At 37.5% G+C, this 2,436-nt stretch carries 3 protein-coding genes; 1 reads left to right on the top strand and 2 read right to left on the bottom strand.

The features are described from left to right. Positions 1-225: 225 nt before the first annotated feature. Together R7M92_RS24780 and R7M92_RS24775 are read right to left on the bottom strand one after the other, a co-directional pair. Entirely contained in the window at positions 226-897 is a 672-nt protein-coding gene (locus R7M92_RS24780; protein ID WP_318134560.1) for a hypothetical protein, read from the bottom strand. A 163-nt stretch (positions 898-1,060) separates the two neighbouring features. Further along, on the bottom strand, positions 1,061-1,870 hold the full coding sequence (locus R7M92_RS24775) for a hypothetical protein (protein WP_318134558.1): 810 nt from the start codon (positions 1,868-1,870) through the stop codon (positions 1,061-1,063). Positions 1,871-2,093: 223 nt separating this feature from the next. On the opposite strand from R7M92_RS24775, the gene R7M92_RS24770 reads away from it, so the two are divergent. Beyond that, positions 2,094-2,303: a hypothetical protein gene (locus R7M92_RS24770; protein WP_318134557.1), complete on the top strand. Its 210-nt coding sequence runs from the start codon at positions 2,094-2,096 to the stop codon at positions 2,301-2,303. Positions 2,304-2,436 lie beyond the last annotated feature (133 nt).

The following is a 2,436-nucleotide window of genomic DNA, read 5'->3' as shown; positions in this document are numbered from 1 at the left end:
GTTTAGCCATAAATCACCTCTCAATTAGACCCTAGATCTAACTTAGTAAAGTGTCTACTAAACGTGGGGTACTCGGATACATAACGCCCTGTTAAGGTGTGAGCTACGCAATATCGATGCTTCCGTATATCACCTTAAACACTAAACGCAACGCATAGTAAAAATGCCACGCGTTGCGAATCACTCTTAAACAGTTTGTTAGAATTACGTCTCGGTGCGAGTCTATTAATTTCGGACACCATCACCAAATTCAGTAAAGTCGCTGATTTGACTTAACTTAAACCTGTGTTCAAGGACAAAGGTTGACCACTCCTCTTTAAATATTGGGTCATAATCGTCAAGCTCATTAACATTTTCTTTAGTGAGCATCTTTTTTGTCAGGTAGTTAATGCTAGTAACTTCCTCAACTCTCGGACCTCGATTAGCGCTTTCATCATAACCGATTAACTCAAGATCCGAATCTTGGTAACGGAAGTTGTACCTCCAATACCCATATCGACCATGTGCAAAATGAATATATAAGTTTCCTTTTTTTATACTTATTTCGATATATGGAACCATATATACACCTCCATCTTCATCATCAGAAAAGAAGCAATTGTCATTTTCAACAACGACGTCGTACTCGTCGTTATTTCTTAAAGCAACAATAATTCCTCTTCGGTTGAGATCTAACTTACCACGGAGCTCATCAGTGACAATTTTGTTTTGATCTGTACCTTGTATCATCAAAACAATATCGTCTCGACTATCTCCATTTAGGTCACCATGAATAGCCTCAATTATGGTATGACCATTAGGAACGATTTCCTGATAGGGGCTATCAAAGTCGATTTTTTCTTGTGCTAAAACGTTTGCTCCAAATAGCAAAACTGATAATAAAAGTAACTCTTTCATTTCTAACTCTATGATTTTTTGAGTAGTAAGTTCTAACGCCCTGTTAAGGGGTGAGCAACGCTACCACGAAACTAAACCATACCACCTTAAACACAAAACCCAACGATAGAATGAAAAATGCCATGCGTTGGGAATCACTCTTAAATGCTTTGTTATATGCCAATTAGTTCATGATTTCATTGATTTTTAAGTGGCTGTTAATGTACTTCAGAATATCGCTGACCCCTTCATCAATACTTTGACGTTCTGAGTTATATTGATTCCATATCCAAGTTGGCTTGAAGTGCATTGCTTGATCAACGGTATTATATTTCAATGGCATCTCTTTTGCTGCTTGAGTCATTACGTCACCTAATAGAGATAAATTTTTGTTATTTATATCTATTATTTTATAAATCATATCCGTGAGTTCTTTTGGTAACAATGGTGATGAAGCGAGCTTTGCTAGTTCTTCTGATGAATCATTATACTTTTTTGTATATACAACCATACCGTGTTCATATTTCCCCCACTGAGCTAATTTCAATGCAGGTTCAAGAGGCACTTCGTCAACCTCTTTAGATAAATCTCTCATTTCTTCACCAGGAGAAACTTCAACAAAGAATTCATTTGCATATTTTTCACTAATTATGGCTCCGTACCTCTCAGATCTAAGCTTTTCCAGAAGCTCCTGAGGCGGCTCAAGTTGCCCATTGTAAAAGCAATTAACGAAGGAAATATGCATATCCCTAGCGTTCATATCAACAACATCTTGGATTCCCATTTCTTGATCAAAGTCAGACTGATGCTTATGGTTAAAAACCTCTAAAACCTTTTTAATTTCTTCAATTTGAAGTTTGAAGATCTCTGTTTTGATGGGAGAAAACAGAGTTTTCCTTGCTTGTAGATAGGACAAAATAGCAACTGTACTCATTGCTAAAAAAAAGCCAATATTGAAAATACTTTTCCAATCATCTAACGTTAAGTCTTTCATGTTTCCTCTTAATTATTATGTTTGCTCTGGCATATAACGCCCTGTTAAGGTGTGAGCAACGCAATACCGAAGCCGCCGCAAATCACCTTAAACACTAAACACAACGCATAGCGAAAATGCCAAGCGTTGCGAATCACTCTTAAACAGATTGTTATGTATCTTACACCAGATTTCACACTCAGCTTAGACGTTGATCACACCATTAATAAACCATGGTTAGAGCATGGATAAATGTATTGCCACAGAGGAAAAACAACAATATATTGAACGCCAGGACAACAAAAACACAATATGCAGTGTTATTGCTTTTAGTCAAACCTATGAGGAGAACCTTATGGCTAAAACACAAAGTGGTAAAAAGAAAGTGCACGTACCAGCACACACACGTAATGGCAAAAAGGTGAGAGAGCATTACCGCTCTACTCCAAATTAATGCCTGTAAGCAAAGCCCAAGCAACTAAAACGCTTGGACTTTTTCGATTAGAGACATAACGCCTTGTTAAGGTGTGAGGCACGCAATACCTAAGCTTCCGCATACCACCTTAACCACTAGAACTAACGCATAG

The sequence above is a fragment of the Vibrio sp. Vb2880 genome (assembly GCF_033337975.1).
GTDB classification, from domain to species: Bacteria; Pseudomonadota; Gammaproteobacteria; order Enterobacterales; family Vibrionaceae; genus Vibrio; species Vibrio alginolyticus.
This window is presented reverse-complemented; position numbering and strand designations above follow the sequence as displayed.

Coding starts and splice junctions, on each gene's coding strand:
- R7M92_RS24770 (WP_318134557.1), top strand. CDS start 2,094: ATGGATAAATGTATTGCCACAGAGGAAAAACAACAATATATTGAACGC.
- R7M92_RS24780 (WP_318134560.1), bottom strand. CDS start 897: ATGAAAGAGTTACTTTTATTATCAGTTTTGCTATTTGGAGCAAACGTT.
- R7M92_RS24775 (WP_318134558.1), bottom strand. CDS start 1,870: ATGAAAGACTTAACGTTAGATGATTGGAAAAGTATTTTCAATATTGGC.